The sequence below is a fragment of the Mucilaginibacter sp. 22184 genome (genome assembly GCF_052045695.1).
GTDB lineage: Bacteria > Bacteroidota > Bacteroidia > Sphingobacteriales > Sphingobacteriaceae > Mucilaginibacter.
In genome coordinates this window covers 336,507-353,078 of sequence record NZ_JBQEPI010000002.1, presented here as the reverse complement: position 1 = coordinate 353,078, position 16,572 = coordinate 336,507, and the positions used below count along the sequence as shown (strand labels likewise).

13 protein-coding genes are annotated in these 16,572 nt (G+C 43.5%); all 13 read left to right on the top strand.

Annotation, left to right across the window (positions count from 1 at the left end):
* Positions 1–257 precede the first annotated feature (257 nt).
* The 13 genes from ACTJKG_RS06545 to ACTJKG_RS06485 all read left to right on the top strand — a co-directional run bounded on the left by ACTJKG_RS06545 (position 258) and on the right by ACTJKG_RS06485 (position 16,559).
* Complete coding sequence (locus ACTJKG_RS06545; protein ID WP_440738699.1) at positions 258–2,537, top strand: hypothetical protein; 2,280 nt, start codon at positions 258–260, stop codon at positions 2,535–2,537.
* 67 nt (positions 2,538–2,604) lie between these two features.
* Entirely contained in the window at positions 2,605–3,546 is a 942-nt protein-coding gene (locus tag ACTJKG_RS06540; protein WP_440738698.1) for an SPFH domain-containing protein, read from the top strand.
* A 12-nt stretch (positions 3,547–3,558) separates the two neighbouring features.
* Positions 3,559–3,807 (top strand): hypothetical protein, encoded by a 249-nt coding sequence (locus tag ACTJKG_RS06535; RefSeq protein ID WP_440738697.1) that lies wholly within the window; start codon positions 3,559–3,561, stop codon positions 3,805–3,807.
* Between the two features lie 3 nt (positions 3,808–3,810).
* On the top strand, positions 3,811–4,644 hold the full coding sequence (locus ACTJKG_RS06530; protein WP_440738696.1) for a hypothetical protein: 834 nt from the start codon (positions 3,811–3,813) through the stop codon (positions 4,642–4,644).
* A gap of 11 nt (positions 4,645–4,655) precedes the next feature.
* Positions 4,656–5,225 (top strand): DUF6620 family protein, encoded by a 570-nt coding sequence (locus ACTJKG_RS06525; protein ID WP_440738695.1) that lies wholly within the window; start codon positions 4,656–4,658, stop codon positions 5,223–5,225.
* 407 nt (positions 5,226–5,632) lie between these two features.
* Complete coding sequence (locus ACTJKG_RS06520) at positions 5,633–6,202, top strand: RNA polymerase sigma factor (protein ID WP_172333139.1); 570 nt, start codon at positions 5,633–5,635, stop codon at positions 6,200–6,202.
* 208 nt (positions 6,203–6,410) lie between these two features.
* A complete protein-coding gene (locus ACTJKG_RS06515; RefSeq protein ID WP_440738694.1) occupies positions 6,411–7,376 on the top strand; it encodes a FecR family protein in 966 nt (321 codons plus the stop codon).
* Positions 7,377–7,697: 321 nt separating this feature from the next.
* Positions 7,698–10,946, top strand: a complete 3,249-nt coding sequence (locus ACTJKG_RS06510; protein WP_440738693.1) for a SusC/RagA family TonB-linked outer membrane protein — start codon at positions 7,698–7,700, stop codon at positions 10,944–10,946.
* Positions 10,947–10,964: 18 nt separating this feature from the next.
* Positions 10,965–12,497, top strand: a complete 1,533-nt coding sequence (locus ACTJKG_RS06505) for a SusD/RagB family nutrient-binding outer membrane lipoprotein (protein WP_172333142.1) — start codon at positions 10,965–10,967, stop codon at positions 12,495–12,497.
* Between the two features lie 51 nt (positions 12,498–12,548).
* Positions 12,549–13,004, top strand: coding sequence for a RidA family protein (locus ACTJKG_RS06500; RefSeq protein WP_216650438.1), 456 nt, complete (start codon positions 12,549–12,551; stop codon positions 13,002–13,004).
* Between the two features lie 12 nt (positions 13,005–13,016).
* A complete protein-coding gene (locus tag ACTJKG_RS06495) occupies positions 13,017–14,228 on the top strand; it encodes an aminotransferase class V-fold PLP-dependent enzyme (protein WP_440738692.1) in 1,212 nt (403 codons plus the stop codon).
* A gap of 100 nt (positions 14,229–14,328) precedes the next feature.
* Positions 14,329–15,639 (top strand): amidohydrolase/deacetylase family metallohydrolase, encoded by a 1,311-nt coding sequence (locus ACTJKG_RS06490; protein ID WP_440738691.1) that lies wholly within the window; start codon positions 14,329–14,331, stop codon positions 15,637–15,639.
* Entirely contained in the window at positions 15,636–16,559 is a 924-nt protein-coding gene (locus ACTJKG_RS06485; protein WP_440738690.1) for an RraA family protein, read from the top strand. Before ACTJKG_RS06490 ends, ACTJKG_RS06485 begins: the two co-directional genes overlap by 4 nt.
* The last annotated feature ends 13 nt before the right edge of the window (positions 16,560–16,572 follow it).

Here is a 16,572-nt window from a genome sequence, read left to right as displayed (position 1 = left end):
TATAGGAACACCAAGAGTGTTGATGGTTTATTATATAAGAGGGGCTATATTTTATTGATTCAGGTTATGGTATGAAAATAGGGGTTTACAAACTTGTAGATGTATTGTAGACGCTTGCCTGTAGACGAGTAGACGCTTTGTAGCATGTTATAATTAGATATTCTGCTGTAGCTGTTTGCAATTTTGTAGAAGTAGTAATTGCCGAATTAGCAATAACAAATCGGTATATTTTCCATTTTATACTCAATTAAAATCATATGCAGCAAGAACAAAGCATAGCAGACGTTGAACACTTACAATCAATTTATAACGCAGGCGATTATCCGGCATGCCTCGAAGCTGTAAATCTTTTTCTGCTTTTTAACCCTCAAAACCCAGAAGGTCTGTTACTAAAAGCCAAGTGCGAGTATCAGCTATCTTATAATAGTCCAAATGCCGATGAACTGTTAGTATCGGCGGTTAGAGGTTTTGAAGAATTGCTGCGGTTAACGGCAGATCATGAAGAGGCTATGTTGTATTTGGCCTATATCAACATTTTTATAACGGGCGCCAACCTATCTGAGGCCATAACATACTGTGACCGGCTGACGGAGTCCATCCTTTTAGATACCAGGACTAAAGCGATTACTTACCGGCAGGAAGCCTATTATCAAAAGGGCGATGTAGACAATGCTTTGAAGGACCTGGATATATTGATCAAATTAAACCAGGCTCACACAGTGGAGAGCCGTAGTTTGGCCGACCATGAGCAGGGCTTATTGTATGCTAAAAAAGCAAACCTTTACCTATACCATAAAAATGATCCTGCTAAAGCACTTGAAACCTTTAAAGAAGGGTTGATACACCGGTATAAAGATGTACACATCTATACCTTGATCGCTAATCTGGCGCTTGATCATCAGGATTATGAATTTGGAGGAGAAGCAGCGCAGGTAGCCATGTTTTCGGGCAGCGCGGATGCGGATACCGATGAGGATCTGATAACCTTGTACCATAGGTTGGATGAACTTACCCGGCAGGATATCATCAACACATCTATCATATACGCCATGTTGATCGCCCGAAAAATATACCCCGAGCGGTTGGAATGTGATACGGTTGAACTGTTAAATTTTGCGCGGCACTATATCAAAATATATCCTGACTGGTTTATCCCGTATCATTATGCCGGTGCTACATTGTATGAGGTGGAAAGCTATACTGAAGCGTTACCATATTTACAAAAGAGCATAGAATTAGGCGGACTTGCCCTCGGCTTACAACGCTTTATTGAGGTATCGTACCGGGTAAATGGCCAACTACCTACCATAGAAAGATGGCCCCATGATTCTGCTGTGATGTATTACAATGCCGGCGTGAGTTTTTTCTATGAATCGGAAAGTAACATCAGCAATGCGGATATTGCCCGGGAACTGCTGCAGGTAAGGACAAATTTTTATAAAATTTCATACGATAGCTTTTACGATTACTTCTATAATGATAAAAGGGATGGCGCGGATAATGAGCCGCATATTTTCGCGATGTGCTGCAATAACTATGGCATAGCTTTGAGTGAACTGGGGGAATATGAAACCGCGGTTGAAGTACATAAACTGGGTTACGCTTTATCACCTTTTTGGGAGCAATTATCCAGTTTGGCAACCGCGCTGTTCGCCCTTCATCGATATGAAGAGGTTATAGAGGTAGTGGAACAGGCAACCGCTTACAGCAGCGATTATTTAAGGTTCGAAGATTATATCGATCTGAAGGGAAAACAATTGACAGCCATCTATGACCTGGGCCGAAAGGATGAGGCCAGGGAACTTTTAACTGCGATAGAAGAGGAGTATAACAGCTTTATTGAAAGCTACGGGAATGAGCTGAATGAGGAGGAATTGTTTGTATTAAGCCAAAGATACATTGTGGTTCAAAACATACGCCAGGACTTGTTAGGAGAAGTGAGCCTGGAAGAGGCTACTGAAGCCTGGAAAAATCAGTTGTATAAAAATCCTGACGACAACTCATCATGGTACATGCTGATGCAAAACTATTATCAGCTTGAAGATTATAACCAGTGTATTGCCTGCGCCAATAACTATCAGTCGGTAAAGGGCGAGGCGATCACAATTGAGTCTGTTCAAAAGGTGTATTATATGCGGGGTATGTCATACCTATACCTGGGAGATTATGTCCTTGCGAAAGAAAATCTGCTCATCCTGCTTGATAACTGCCAGCCGGGAAATGAAAATGACGAAAGCATCATTTGTGATACCAATATAAGCCTGGCGCAGTGCAGTTATGCTTTGCAGCAATGGGACGACTGTATGGATTTTTCATTGGCGGCGACAGCCTGTTACGACAGAAATGGATGGAAATGGGATGAAACATGGATAAAAGCCGCGCTGCAATACGCGGATGCCTGTAAAGTTGCCGGTGAAACCGATGCCGCGATGGATACCGTGAATAATATTTTGAAAGTGGCACCCGAAAATGAGGAAGCCTTACAAAGAAAACGGGAATGGAAATCGGGTGGTTTGTTCTCTTTTTTTAAAAGATGATAAAAATTAAACCAATAAATATTTAATGAGTTATCGTTTTTATTACAACTATTTAAACCGCTGAAACATGACATTACCTTTTATTGAGATCATTGAATCTGTAACCCCCGATCCTAATTTGCTGATGTGGAAATTTGCAGATGCAGATAAGGAAATAAAGAATGGGGCAGCGTTAATAGTGCGGGAAAGCCAATCTGTGCTATTACTGAATGAAGGCAAGTTGGCAGATACATTCACAGCCGGAAAATATGCACTAAAGACAGAGAATATCCCGGTATTAACCCGGCTTAAAGGGTGGAAATATGGTTTTGAAAGCCCATTTAAAGCGGATGTTTATTTTTTCAATACCCATCAGTTCGTTAATCTTAAATGGGGTACACCAGCCCCTGTTTTGATGCGGGATCCAGTGTTTGGACAGGTGCGTATACGCGCTTTCGGTACTTACAATATCCGTATCTCCGATATCCAGCGGTTTTTCAGCGAGTACGCAGGTACCTATCCCCGGTTAAACATTGTTGAACTGGAAATGCAGCTGCGCGATTTTATTGCCCCCAAATTTGCCGAAGTGCTGGCACAGGCAAACATAGCTGTAATGGATGCCGCGGGCAATATTTCTGAATTGAATAAAAAAATACAACCACTTATTCAGCAATACTTTACTGGTCTGGGTTTGGAAGTAACCCAATTTACCATTACCAGCGTTACCCTGCCCGACGAGGTGCTTAAACATTACGATCAGGTAACCGGCATGAATATGGTAACCGACATCAATAAGTTCTCCCAGTTTAGCGTAGCCAGCGCCATGGATAAAGAAAACGCTGCCATGGGCGATGCTGCCCGGCAAGCCGTAGCTATAGGCATGATCATGAACCAGGCGAAACCAGCAGCACCTGCCCCGGAAGAAGATATACCTACACGACTCAAAAAATTAAAAGAGCTTTTTGAAACACAGCTGATCACAGAGGCCGAATATGCCGCTAAAAAAGAGGAATTGTTAAAGCTATTGTAATCATAATTATCAATGGGGGAGGATAAAGAAAAAAGAACGCTAACCTACCTGGAACGGCTGAAACAAAAAGCCATCAGCCAGGAAAATTACGGAGGCGAAGTAAAAGCAGAAGAGGCGAAAATGGAAGTACGGGATTGCCCGGAATGTGGGGCGGGCAGGGCCTTTCGCCGGGGACTTACCGCCTGCGCGTATTGTGGTTTTAAGTTCATGAATACCCGGCTTACCGATGGGGTTCATATTAAGAAAGAAAATAATTCATAACTGATGTTTGGCTTGTTTGATAAAAAATATCATAACCCTGAGCTACTTGAAATGATAGGGCAGGCACAGGAACGCTGGTTTGCTTTTCTGGATAAGCTGGAAAACAGGATGCATGAAATGTGCACAGCCGCGGTGCCCGAGATAAGGGAGGTTTTTAACCAGGATACCGACCCCTATAAACGTGCCCATGGGCATATGTTAATGGGCCTGCACGGACAGATTAACCAGATGCGGCAAAAAGCAAACAAAACAAAAGAAGAGAGCATTTTTTACTTTATTGATAGGGCAACAACCCAGCTCCCTGATTTTATTTCCTCAGCGGGCCGCGAGTATCATGACAAGCTCCGCATTTTCAGACTTGATTGTATAAACAGGCACAATATTTTTGAAGAAAAAATTGCCTGGTACACCCTGATGTTGAACAATGCCGCTGGTGAGCAGGACCTGGAAACTTTTTACCGGGAGCAACTGGCGGCGTTTGAAGATATCAGGAATAAATTCACGTGCAAGCAGTGTGGTGGAAACATAGCCATTGCTAAAATATTCTTTATTGCTACTTACATTACCTGTCCGTTTTGTCAAACCCAAAACACCTTCACGCCCTCTACAGGTGCGCAAATGGTACTGCACCAGGCCCGCAGTCTGGCAGAGCAGCGTACAGCCCATTTGCTTAAGGCTTATGAAGCAAGCAAGCCTAAGAACTCGCAGCTATATCAGCAATATTTACGTTCCATGTTTGATGAATGGAATAAAATAGTGCCGGATATGGCCACCGAAAATGAGAAATTTTACCAGCGTATGCTGCATGATCATACTAATTCAATTAATCATTATTAAATAATAATCACATGTCTGAAAATTCATTATTAGAACCCATTCACGGTATTACTTTAGAAGATTACAGTGCCGCGTGCGCAAAAATAGGAAGCGGATTAAGCGAAGCAGATGTCGCGAAAGCATTAGGAGTGGAGGTGCCTGTATGGCAGGAAGCAAACCTGCTTTGGCCCGAGCGTATGAAACAGGATTCTACATTCCATATTGTAACGCTTTTTGGTCAGTATTTTGGTGCCGCTGATAAGCATCCCAAGTTTAGTAACTTAAAACCTGCTGCTTCAACGGAAGGATCAGGTAATGTCGAAAAAATTAAAGCTGATAAGGACTTTTATCAGGAGCTGGAGGTTGCAAGGCAGGTTGCCTATGAATACGGGCTCGACGGTGCGCAATGGATATTGGATAAATATGGTATCCCGCTCGGTGATTTCCAGATCGCTGCTTCTTTATGGAGTGACCAGATCCACCAGGATATTCAGGCTAATTATCAAGGATATAATCAACGCCAGGATGCATACAGAGCAAAATATCAACAATTATTTGCCGATGCTCAGGGCGGTAATGTGGCCGATGATATTGAGTTTTAAGCTCTTGCACGAGTATAGGGAATAATTAAATACCATCTTACTGGCGGTAGCCAGGAAGTATTAGTAAACACCGGCTTTCGATATGATCCCTATTGAAAGCCGGTGTTTTTTTTTCAAATGAAATCAATTTCAATCTCTATGTTTATACAACACGCGATGGGGCTCAGTCGAATCCTCCGTTAAAACCACTTCACTCATAAGTAATAGCTATAGCGCAGTATGCATCGAATTTTGCATCTATCAAATCATAATTAGCCGGGATAAAAAGATACTCTGTTTTAATTATTAATATAACATCATCAAAAGGTTAGGAAATTTGTGATGATTTGTTGTAATGAATAAAACCTTCATTATATTAGATCAAATTTTTATCACTATTAACCTCATAAAACGCTGTTGCTGATTGAATGAAAAGCGATATCCCGAAAATATATTCAGAGTTTGAATTCAGACGGGTATTTGAGCAATACAACCGCCAGGTATATGCCCAGGTTTATACTTTAGCGAAATCGCACTACGCAGCAGAGGAAATTACCCAGGAAATATTTATCAAGATCTGGCAGAACCGCGAAGCATTACGTGAAGTAAAAAATCTGGACGGGTATATATATACTATTGTTCGTAATTACTCCTTAAACTATTTACGGAAGGCGGCAAGCGATATGCGCCTTACTAACCATTTGATGCAAATAGCTGTTACCGGCTATAATGATACAGAATCGGCCGTGCAATTATCTGAGTATAAAACACTCATCCATGCGGCGGTATGCAAACTATCGCCACAGCGCCGTCTGGTGTACGAGCTGAGCAAAAATAACGATCTGAGTTATGATGATATCGCTTCGCAGTTAAACTTATCAAAGCATACGGTTAAAAATCATTTGCTCTCTGCCCTGGCATCTATTAAAGGGTACCTTACCCAGCATGGTATCGATCCAACACTCATCCTTATTTTCATAATTATTAAGAACCATTAAGCTATAGCTATCAAAAGGAGTATGTTTTTTGATAGTGTTGTGGTTTTTTAATTTTATAAAAGGATAGTTATTGATAGGTTATATTCTGTGTTTTAATTGGGTGTGGAATAACATTTTTAGAATGCTGTAATAAAAAAAATAAAATTTTCATTTTGTATTAGTCTGTTTGTGGGTTTGCTGTGTCTTTAATGTAATCACACAGTTAAGGATGGATCACACCGAAAGAAAAACATATTTATTAAATCAATATATCAATAATGCCTGCACTCCCGAGGAGTTTGAAGAGCTGATGTCGGCTATCAAAGCTTCGCCCAATAATGAGGATTTTGATGAAGTATTAAAACGCAGTTGGGAAAGGTCGGCGCATTCGACGATTGAAAATAATTTAAGCTGGGCCGATATCTCTGCCCGTATCAAAGAAAATAAACCTAAACGTTACAATACCCGTGTATTATTGAAATATGCCGCCTGTTTTGCCCTGGCATTGCTGATAGGTACCATAAGTTTTTATAAAAAGAGGGATATCGGTACACAGTATTTAACTACTCAATCTTTACCTGCCAAAACCAAGATGATCACCCTGGCCGATGGCACCCATGTTACCCTGAATGCCAACAGCTCTTTACGTTATCCGGAAAAGTTCACTAACGGACAAAGAATTGTTTATTTAAAAGGTGAGGCTTACTTTGAAGTAGTACATGATAGCAAGAAACCTTTTATTATTTATTCAGGCGCTTTAAGAACACAAGTTTTAGGTACAACATTCAGCGTTAGCGCTTATAATGAGCAAAAACCTCAAAAAGTAACTGTTTTAACCGGTAAAGTTGGGGTTGTTGATCAAACTAATAAGGCACAGGCTATACTTACCCCCGGATTATGTGCTGTAACCGATCAAAAAAGTAAGAGCTTGAAGGTGAGCCGTATGGCTGACCCTATGGATGCCATTGCCTGGATGGATGATAAGATGATATTTGAGGATGCCACCCTGGCCGATGTAGCTGTTGCGCTAAGTAATAAATATGCAGTAAACGTGGTGATCAATAATGAGCGTATAGCATCCAGGCATATTACCGCTATTTTCCAGAATCAAACCCTGCCCGATATTTTAAAGGGTATTACCAGGCTCACGAACGCCAAATACCAGGTTGATAAGAATGTATACACCTTATTTTAATAAACAGAATAATAACCTTTAAAACCGATTGCCTATAGAAATATACAATGACGACATAAAAAAGGTTGAATGTGATTCCAGCACATCCAACCCTTCCGAGCCAAGGCTCAGATAATTCATAGCTCCCGCAAGGGCATTTATTAACTATAAATTTTCTTCAAATATATGACAAAAAACATATTGTCCTCTAATCGGCTGCGCAAAGCTGTAAACAGGATAGTCATAGTCACCGGTTTTTTATCTATCTGTTTCTTCAAAACCAGCGCGGTTATTCGCTCCATACAGGACTTAGACACTCCAATATCACTAAAAGTGACAAACATGCCTGTAAAAAATGTACTAAAGCAAATAAACAAGGCTATTAAGCTAAGTTTTGTGTTTAGTAACGAAATAGTTACAGACCAAACGGTAACCATTGATGTAAAAAACGAAAAGCTGAGCCTGGTACTGTCCAAGATATTTGATCCCCTGGGCATGGACTATCAACTATCAGGCAATATGATCCTGATCGAAAAAAAGCATACCTCAGCTATACCTGTAATGCAAAAAACTTTGGCGCTGCAGGTAACGGGTAAGGTTACGGATAACAGTGGTCCGCTGCCGGGGGTAACCGTAAGAATCAAAGGTGCGTCAATTGCAACCAGTACTGGAACCGACGGCAAATACAGTATTAACGTACCTGATGGTAATACTGTGCTGGTGTTTTCATCAATAGGATACCTTACCCAGGAAATTGCGGTAGGTAACCGCAAAACCATTGATGTACGGTTACAGGAAGAATCCAGCAAACTCAACGAGGTAATTGTTACCGCTTTGGGTATATCGCGTCAGCGTAAAGCTTTGGCTTATTCTGTTACCGAAGTAAAGGGTGATGAATTTACACAGGCCCGCGAAAATAACGTGGCCAATGCGCTTACGGGTAAAGTTGCTGGTGTAAATGCCACAGGGCTATCAACAGGGCCGGGTGGGTCAAGCCGGGTTATTATCCGAGGTAACGGCTCCCTGTCGGGCGGTAACCAGCCGTTGTATGTAATTAACGGTATGCCCCTGGAAAATTCGGTACCGGGCGGTAGTGCCACAACAAACGGCAGCGCCGGTAACGTTGACCGGGGTGATGGTATTGCCGGTATTAACCCCGATGATATCGAATCCATCAGTGTACTAAAAGGAGGTACAGCAGCCGCGCTTTATGGAGCAAGGGCTGCAAACGGTGTTATTTTGATCACCACCAAAAAAGGGCGTGCGCAAAAAGGTATAGGTGTTGATTATAACTCATCCTATACCATGGAAACACCCGCTGTTTTTCCGGATTGGCAATATGAATATGGCCAGGGCGATAATGGCGTGAAACCTACAACCCAGGGCGAAGCCATACAAACAGGCCGTCGTTCTTTCGGTGCCAAAATTGACGGTTCACCCTATGTTGCTGCCGATGGATTGACACATCCTTACAGCGCCCAGAAAAATAACATCAAAAATTTCTATCAAACGGGCTCTACATTTACCAATACATTGGCTTTTACAGGTGGTACAGAGGCTATTAATTACCGCTTCTCCGCTTCGGACCTGAACAGTAAAAGTGTACTCCCTAATACGGATTATAACCGTAAAACAGGCAACCTGAGCATTAACAGTAAGCTGGGTAAACGTATAAACCTGGAAGCTTTGGCGCAGTACAACGTTGAAAACGCGCATAACAGAACCACTGCGGGTGATGCTTTGGGAAACCCCAACTGGACACCCTACATGATTGCCAATACCGCAGATATCAGGTGGTTAAAACCCGGTTATGATGCCAATGGAAACGAAATAGCCTGGAACGATGCCTCCATTGCATCAAACAGCTACTTTGTGGTGAACAAGTTTAAGGAGAATGATATCAAGAACAGGTTCATCGGGCAGGCTGGCCTTACCTATGAAATTGTCAAAAATCTATCTTTAAAAGGCGTTGTAAGCCGCGATTTTTATTACTACAACTACAAATATATCCTACCAACGGGTACTTTGTATGTACCCAACGGACAATACAGCGAACTGAAAGTTGATGCTTCTGAAACCAACGGATTATTAACGCTAAATTATAACGGGAAACTAAACAAGGATTTTGCGCTTACCGCTTTTGTTGGCGGTAATCAGCAGCGTTCTGTTTATAACGAAAGCAATATCACGGGCAGCAATTACATTATTCCTTACTTCTATAGCTCCACCAATCTATCAACCATTTCTACAACACCAACCAATAACAAAACGGCCATCAATTCATTAATGGGATCGGCCGATATTGCCTACAAGAATTTTGCTTATCTAACCGTGACCGGTCGCCAGGATTGGTTTTCAACCCTGAGCCCTAAAAATAACAGCCTTTTCTATCCTTCATTCGGTGGTAGTTTTGTACTGTCCGAGGCATTTAAATTGCCGCAGGTGATCAGCTACGCTAAAATAAGGGCTTCGTATGCGCAGGTAGGCGGTGGGGCGCCGAGCCCATACCAAATTAACCAGGCATTTACCATGGTGCCAAGTTCAGGCCAGCCCATACAAAATGTATCGAGTACCACCATTTCTAACGCCAATTTAAGGCCCTATACATCAACCACCACAGAGGCAGGTATCGAGGCCAAATTATTTAACAGCCGCTTAAGTTTTGACGTAACCCTTTACGACAGAAAAACCACCAATGATATTGTTTCTACCGCCATCTCAGGAACTACAGGGTATAATAATGTGGTTTTAAATGTAGGCGAACTGAGCAACAAAGGTATTGAGTTACTGTTAAGCGGAACACCGGTAAAAACAGGCAGCTTTAGCTGGAATACCAGTTACAACTTCGCCTACAACAAAAATGAGGTGGTAAGGCTGGCTGCGGGTCTTGATCAGATCCAGATGGCCTCATCGGTTAACGGCTGGGCGTATATCAACAATATTGTTGGCCAATCATACGGCTCTATAGTGGGTACGCGTATCCTGAAAAACGCTAATGGCCAAACTGTATTTAACGCTACCACAGGTTTACCCGTAGCTACCGGATTACAAACCTTGGGCAAGGGCGTAGCGCCTATAACTATGGGTTGGTCAAATGATTTCCGCTACAAGCGGTTCTCCCTGAATGTACTGGTTGATGGTAAATTCGGCAATAAGATATTTTCCTTGATGGAGGTTTATGGCACCCGCTTAGGCTTAATGAAAACAACCTTGCCGGGTAGGGAAAATGGCTTGCAGCTGAGTGGTGTTGATCAGGCTGGTAATCCGTATTCCAGAACAGTACCTATATCCAATCTGCGAAGCTATTATGATAACTATAAATCGTACTCCGAGCTGTTTTTGCACGATGGGGGCTTTGTAAAACTTCGCCAGGTAATATTCAGTTACAACATTCCGGCCGATTGGTTGAAGGCTGTCAACGTACAAAACGCCTCTGTTTCATTTGTAGCACGTAACCTGCTGACTATTTATAAACAGACGGACAATTTCGATCCGGAGTCGAGCTTTACCAATGGCTCGAGTCAGGGTTTCGAGTCGTTCGGTCTGCCCAGAACAAGAAGCTATGGATTAAATCTCATGGTTAAATTTTAATTCAGAAAAACCACCATCATGAAAAAATATTTTATTCCCAAATTGTTAACCCTGCTCATAGCCTGTATCGGCCTGCAAGGGTGCGACAAAAACTTTGAGGCTATCAACACCAATCCCAATTCATCGGCCAATCCCACGCCGGCTTTTGTATTTACTAAGGCTGTGCTGGATGGGGCAGGAGACGTTCAGGTGCTGTTGCAGGGCACCATGCAATATACCACCAGTTATAATGATGTAGCCGGTTTTGGCGCAAAGTATGTGCTGAGCCAAAGCTCACAATCATGGGTGGTGTTTAACACCGCCTATCCTAAAGAGATCAATGAGATTACCCAGGTAATCACCTCGGTTACCGGTAAACCAGATCAGGTGAATTTATTATCGGCGGCCAGAATATGGCGTGCTTATTGTTTTAGCCGCATCACCGATCTGTATGGCGATATCCCATATTCACAAGCTGGTAAAGGGTTTACCGATGGGATTTACATGCCGGCATATGATGAGCAAAAGAATATTTATGCCGATATATTGAAGGAGTTGAGTGAGGCTGCTACCTCCTTTAACGCCGCTAAACCAACATTTGGCGCTGCCGATCTGATCTATAATGGCGATGTAGACAAATGGAAAAAGTTTGCCTACTCCCTGATGCTGCGCTGCGCCATGCGCATGACCAAGGTTGATATTGCCGGTGCCGAAACATGGGCAAAAAAAGCCATCGCCGGTGGCGTGATTACTGCCGATGCCGATATCGCCAAGGTGAATGGCTATGTTTCCGCAGGCCAGGATATTAACAAAAACCCGCTTGCTCTCAATATGCTTAACGCCGATTTTATAGGTGCAAATGGCACATCCAACCCTGAAGGTGGTAAATACCAGGATGTGTTTATCGACTATTTAAAAACCAATAAGGATCCACGCTTAGCAGCCGTTTCTGTGGTTTGGTTAAATAAAAATGCCGATACCACCGCCACCATTCAAAAAGGCATGTCATCAAGCCTGAGTGCGAAACCTGCCGATGCTGTGTTTGTAACCTATTCAGAGCCCAACCCCAATACTATTTTACAACTCAATAGTCCGTACCTGTTACTTACCAATTCCGAAACCAACTTTTTGCTGGCCGAGGCTGCGTTACGTGGCTGGTACACCGGCCCAAGCGTAAGCACTTTATATGAAAATGGCATCAGCGCATCTATGCGTCAATGGGCCTTGTTTGGTTCGCAGGGTGTTATCAGCAGCAACCAGATCCAAACTTACCTCAGTTATCACCGGTTCAATTCCACTGCTTCTTTTAACGGGCAAATGGAGCAGATCTATACGCAATTCTGGGTAGGGGTATTTCCTAACTCGCAGGAAGTATTTGCCAATTACAGGCGTACCGGTTACCCGGCATTGGTGCCTAATAACTATGTAGGCAACGCAACAGGCGGTAAAATATTCAGACGGATGCTGTATCCTACAACAGAGCAAAATTTAAACAAGGCTAACTATAACGCGGCCATCGCCCGCCAGGGTCCTGATGAGTTCCTGACCCGCATGTGGTGGGATCGCCCTTAATGTTTTACATCATCTGATAAAAAATATACATAACCTAAAAATAACATAATCATGGAAAGAAGATCGATCTTAAAAAAACTGCTGGCTTCGGCGGCAGGTATTTCACTATTTGGCTTTGCAAAAGCCGGTGTTGTAAACAACGATGAAAAAGAAGTAAACAACATAACCAAACACCAGGATATACCCCTGTTTTCGGGTTCAACCAAATTGGGCAATATGATTTTTATAGCCGGCAAAGGTGCTCACGTGGAACCTTTCGAGATCAAGGTGCATACCGAAATAGTATTGCAGGAGTTGGAGAAGGAGCTCAAAAAAGCGGGCTCATCCATGGAAAAAGTATTAAAAGTTACCGTTTTTCTGAATGACATTGCCGATTACCAGGGCATGAATGATGTGTACAAGGGCCGGTTTGGTAAAAATCCGCCGGTACGTACAACCGTTGCTGTTGCCAAAGGCGGCGTACCCGGAAACTCCCTGGTCGAGATGGATTGTATCGCTTACGTATAACCATACCAGTATATGAAACGCAGAGATATTTTAAAAGGCCTTACTATACTCCCGCTAACCAGCGGATTAATAGGCAGAGCGGCCGCTTTACATACTATACCTACACCAAAACCCGCGCCCAAACGCGATTTTTTTAAGGAACTTGATGTTACCCCGGTCATAAACGCCGGGGTAACCATGACCTTTTTATCAGGCTCACTCATGTTGCCGGAAGTGTTGGAGGCTATCAATTCAACCTCGCATGATTTTGCCAATATGTACGAACTGCAGGATAAGGTGGGAGGTAAGATAGCCGAAATGCTGCATGTAGAAGCAGCTATGGTGACCTCAGGCGCTTCGTGTGCCATAGTTTTAGGTACGGCGGCGGCTATAACGGGTACCGATCAATCGAAAATAAAGCAACTGCCTAATTTACCCGGCCCAAGGCCTGAAGTAATTATGCAGAAAACGCATCGCTACCTGTTTGACCAGGCCGTAAGCACAACCGGTGCCAAAATTATTGAGGTTGATGGATCCGAGGGCATGGAAAATGCCATCAACAGCAATACGGTAATGGCCTTGTTTTTTAACGCCAGCGAAAAGAAAAGCAGCATTACGCATGAGGAATTTGTACGCATCGCTAAGAAACACAACATCCCTACATTTATTGATGCCGCGGCAGACGTGCCGCCGGTTGAGAACTTATTTAAGTTTCAAAAGATGGGGTTTGACCTGGTTACCTTTTCGGGCGGTAAAATGATTCACGGGCCGCAAAGCGCGGGTTTATTATTTGGTAGGAAAGATTTGATCACCGCGGCCCGGCTTAACCATAGTCCGAATGAAGCACCCATCGGCAGGCCTATGAAGGTGAACAAGGAAGAAATGTTTGGCATGTACGCGGCCCTAAAAGCATACCTGGAAAAAGATCATCATAAAGAATGGGACGACTGGCTGCAACGGGCAAAGCGTATCGGCAGCACGTTGGAAACAGTTTCGACGGTAAAAACCGAGGTGGTTGTGAACCCCGGCCCGGCCAATGCTTTTCCGAGCCTGTATGTAAGCTGGGATCAAACCAAAATAAAAACCAAACCTAAAGATGTACTCGTCGCCCTTAAAAGCGGTACGCCAAGTATAGTTGCCAACCGGCATGACGATACGTTGATCATTGGAGTGGTGCTGTTACGGCCCGACCAGATCGATGTAGTTGCCAGCCGCGTAAAGGCCATTTTACAACAGGCAGTTTAAGCCAACTTACAATTATTGCTTTACGGAGTAGGTATTTCTGCTCCGACAGGATAACTATTGCCCCAGGTTTCCTGCATTAATGAATTAAAATTGATTTGAAATGCAAAAAAGAATATTCCTGGTAATAGCAGCCATGGGTTTAGCTATTACAACAATACAAGCACAATCCTATAATGTAGTTATCAAAGGAGGCCATGTGATGGACCCTAAAAACAACATCGATGCCGAAATGGATATAGCGGTAAAAGATGGCAAAATAGCGCTGGTGGCCCAAAATATCAACCCTAAACTGGGTCTGCAGGTTGTTGACGCTACCGGTATGTATGTTACACCGGGTCTCATCGATATTCATACCCACAATTTTTATGGTACCGAGCCCGATCATCAGTATGAGAATGGCAACCTGGCCTTGCCACCGGATGGTTTTACCTTTCGCAATGGGGTTACTACCGTGGTGGACGCCGGTAGCTCGGGCTGGCGCACCTTTTCCACATTTAAGGCGCAAACTATTGATCAGTCGCAAACGCGGGTGCTGGCCTTCATCAATATCGTGGGCGAAGGCATGCGTGCCGGTTATGAGCAAAACGCCAATGATATGGACTCCAAAATGGCGGCGCTGGTTGCCCGCCGTTACCGGAACATTGTGGTTGGATTTAAAGTGGCGCACTATGAGGGTCATGAATGGACACCGGTTGATCATGCGGTGGAAGCTGGCAACATGGCCGGTGGCCTGCCGGTAATGATTGATTTTGGCGGCAGCAATCCGCCGTTATCTATCGAAGAACTGTTTATGAAGCATCTGCGCCCGGGCGATATTTTTACCCACTGTTTTGGGCAACTGGATAGCAGGGAATACATTGTCGATCTGAGTACCCAAAAAGTAAAGCCCTTTGTATGGGAAGCCCGTAAGCGCGGTATTTATTTTGATGTGGGTTATGGTGGTATCAGCTTTGCCTTTTCGCAGGCTATCCCGGCTGCAAAGGATGGGTTTTATCCAAATTCCATCAGCACCGATATCCATACCGGTAGCATGAACAATGCCATGAAGGATATGCTTACCACTATGTCTAAATTCCTGAATATCGGGATGGACCTTTATGAGGTGATACGGGTGAGCACCTCCAATCCGGCCAAAGAAATTAAACATGAAGAGTTGGGCAACCTTTCTGTAGGCTCAGATGCCGATATTGCTATTTTAAGTATCAGGGAAGGTAAATTTGGTTTGTTTGACTATACCGGGTATAAAATTGCTGCCGATAAAAAGCTGGAATGTGAAATGACCGTAAGGGCCGGTAGAATAGTGTATGACCTAAACGGTATTGCTACACCAATAAATGCGCCGCGGATACCCAATAACAGGCCGCTTGCCAGAGAGAGTTCAGTAACCAATAATAAACCTATAAATAAATGAGAAACATTTTAAAGATCTGCTTTCCGGTATTGTTGCTTTATGCAGTTAGCGCCAGGGCCCAAACCATATCGAAAGAACAACTGATATTTTACACCTCCGAATGGAAAGGTGAACGCTTTGAGGATGGCCGGCCAAAAATACCTGACGATTTGCTGGAACGGGCCAAACATATCGGCATTGAAGAAGCCTGGACCGTGTTACGGAACGAAGGCTATAACAACCAATTTGAGGGCAACTGGAAATTAGTGAATGATGATGTTCCCGTAATTGGTAGGGCGGTAACCGCCATGTTTATGCCCAGCAGACCCGATATCGAAAAAAATATCAAGGCACAGGGAATAAAGGATGGCAGGAAAGGCAATACCAATGCCTGGCCAATTGATGTGCTCAAAAAAGGTGATGTATATGTAGCTGATGGTTTTGGTAAAATAAAAGGCGGCACACTGATAGGCGATAACCTGGGCAATTCCATATTCAACAAATCGGGTAACGGGGTGATTTTTGATGGTTCAGCCCGCGATTTGCAGGGCTTAAAAAGTATTCACGGGTTCAATGCCTTTGTGCGTGATTTTGATCCATCGTATCTGGAAGAGATGGTGTTGATGGGCTTGAATACGCCTATTAGAATAGGGCATGCCATTGTATTACCCGGCGACCTGGTTCTTTCCGAAAAAGAAGGCGTATTGTTTATCCCGGCTCATTTAGCCGAGAAAGTGGTGGCTACGTCCGAATTTATCGCCCTGCGCGATGATTTTGGGCATGCCATGCTGAAAGCGGGTACATATAGTACGGGTGAAATTGACAGCCAGTGGACGCCAGCCATCAGGGAGGCATTTTTGAAGTGGCTTGCGCAAAGTGGCAGCAAAGTAAAAATGACCCGGGCGCAACTGGATGTCTTTATGGAGAAAAGAACCTGGTAATGATACACCTTAA

Bases quoted from the DNA above. Each gene is read 5' to 3' on its own strand.
- ACTJKG_RS06545 (WP_440738699.1), top strand. From the start codon at position 258: ATGCAGCAAGAACAAAGCATAGCAGACGTTGAACACTTACAATCAATT.
- ACTJKG_RS06540 (WP_440738698.1), top strand. From the start codon at position 2,605: ATGACATTACCTTTTATTGAGATCATTGAATCTGTAACCCCCGATCCT.
- ACTJKG_RS06535 (WP_440738697.1), top strand. From the start codon at position 3,559: ATGGGGGAGGATAAAGAAAAAAGAACGCTAACCTACCTGGAACGGCTG.
- ACTJKG_RS06530 (WP_440738696.1), top strand. From the start codon at position 3,811: ATGTTTGGCTTGTTTGATAAAAAATATCATAACCCTGAGCTACTTGAA.
- ACTJKG_RS06525 (WP_440738695.1), top strand. From the start codon at position 4,656: ATGTCTGAAAATTCATTATTAGAACCCATTCACGGTATTACTTTAGAA.
- ACTJKG_RS06520 (WP_172333139.1), top strand. From the start codon at position 5,633: ATGAAAAGCGATATCCCGAAAATATATTCAGAGTTTGAATTCAGACGG.
- ACTJKG_RS06515 (WP_440738694.1), top strand. From the start codon at position 6,411: ATGGATCACACCGAAAGAAAAACATATTTATTAAATCAATATATCAAT.
- ACTJKG_RS06510 (WP_440738693.1), top strand. From the start codon at position 7,698: ATGCCTGTAAAAAATGTACTAAAGCAAATAAACAAGGCTATTAAGCTA.
- ACTJKG_RS06505 (WP_172333142.1), top strand. From the start codon at position 10,965: ATGAAAAAATATTTTATTCCCAAATTGTTAACCCTGCTCATAGCCTGT.
- ACTJKG_RS06500 (WP_216650438.1), top strand. From the start codon at position 12,549: ATGGAAAGAAGATCGATCTTAAAAAAACTGCTGGCTTCGGCGGCAGGT.
- ACTJKG_RS06495 (WP_440738692.1), top strand. From the start codon at position 13,017: ATGAAACGCAGAGATATTTTAAAAGGCCTTACTATACTCCCGCTAACC.
- ACTJKG_RS06490 (WP_440738691.1), top strand. From the start codon at position 14,329: ATGCAAAAAAGAATATTCCTGGTAATAGCAGCCATGGGTTTAGCTATT.
- ACTJKG_RS06485 (WP_440738690.1), top strand. From the start codon at position 15,636: ATGAGAAACATTTTAAAGATCTGCTTTCCGGTATTGTTGCTTTATGCA.